We start from the raw sequence: 1,107 nt of genomic DNA on the forward strand, positions 1-1,107 counted from the left end.
GTAGTCGGCCCTGAACAATTCGTTTCGCGCGGCGCGGCCATCACGCCGTGAAGACGACAGTGGGCGAGCGGTTGCGCAAAGCGATCAGAATGAGGGCGTAAAAAAGCCGCAGCTTTCTGAGGATCATGCGCAGGTTGTGCCCGGCGCCGCACAGCACCGCGTGCATCGCGTCGCCGAGTGCGCCTTTGAGCCAGTTCCGGTCGAGTTTGCCGTCGGCCTTCATGTGACCGATGGCCGGCTCGATCGCGCTTCGCCGTCGGATCATCGCGCGCAGGTTCCGCGTAATTCCGCGTCGCAATCCCGGGTGATAGATCTTCACGCCATCTATGGCGACACCCTTGTAGCCTCGATCAACAACGGCCACTTCCGGCTTCACGTCGCTTAAGATTGCCGCCTGCTCCAGTGCCTCAGCCAGCGTATGGCCGTCATACGGATTGCCCGGCATCGAGCGCGCTCCGATCACGAGCCCTTCCTTGTGGGTCGTCGTGATCGACACCTTGACGCCGAATTCGTACGGCGTGCGCGCTTTGCCCTTGGCCAGGCACTCAACTTCCGGCGCATGCAAGGCGTACAGCTTGTTCTTGTCCTTCTGCTTTTGCGACAGGATCCGCCTGGTGCGACCGACCAACTCTGTTAGCGCGCCGCGTCCGGCGTCGCCAACTGAATCGAGTTGACGCTCCACATCACGCATCACCCGACCAACGCGCGAGCGCAACGTGCGCAGCGCCTTCTTCATACGCTTGTACTGCTTCGCATGCGCGTAGCGGCCAATCTGACGCGCCAGGTGCGGCGCCTCGCGATTGTAGTTCTGCCGCAGCTTCAATCCATGCCGTGCCGCAGCCTTCACCAGATGTTCGCGACACCGCTCGAGCAGGCGAGAATCGGTTGGATGGGCGATCGCCTTTTGCATGACCGTCGTGTCGACAATTACACGCTTCGCGCTTGAGGCCTTGATCACGCCCGCGCGCTTTGCCGCTTCGATCGTCTCGGCCAGCAACTCCTCAACTCCGGCTTCACCCAGGCGCTTGCGCCAACGCGTGAGGCTCGACGGATCGATCGGCGGCTCGGTCTGTAAAAATGCTTCGCCGGTGAAGACCTGCCAGTACG

The 1,107-nt window shown here is 62.1% G+C and carries 1 protein-coding gene; it reads right to left on the reverse strand.

From position 1 onward, the window contains the following. Positions 1-40 precede the first annotated feature (40 nt). Positions 41-1,107 (reverse strand): IS5 family transposase (locus tag VSR34_RS37975; RefSeq protein ID WP_342965184.1); only part of this gene is annotated, 1,067 nt, incomplete at its 5' end.

The sequence above is a fragment of the Paraburkholderia sp. JHI2823 genome, from assembly GCF_038900695.1.
Classification (GTDB): Bacteria; Pseudomonadota; Gammaproteobacteria; order Burkholderiales; family Burkholderiaceae; genus Paraburkholderia; species Paraburkholderia mimosarum.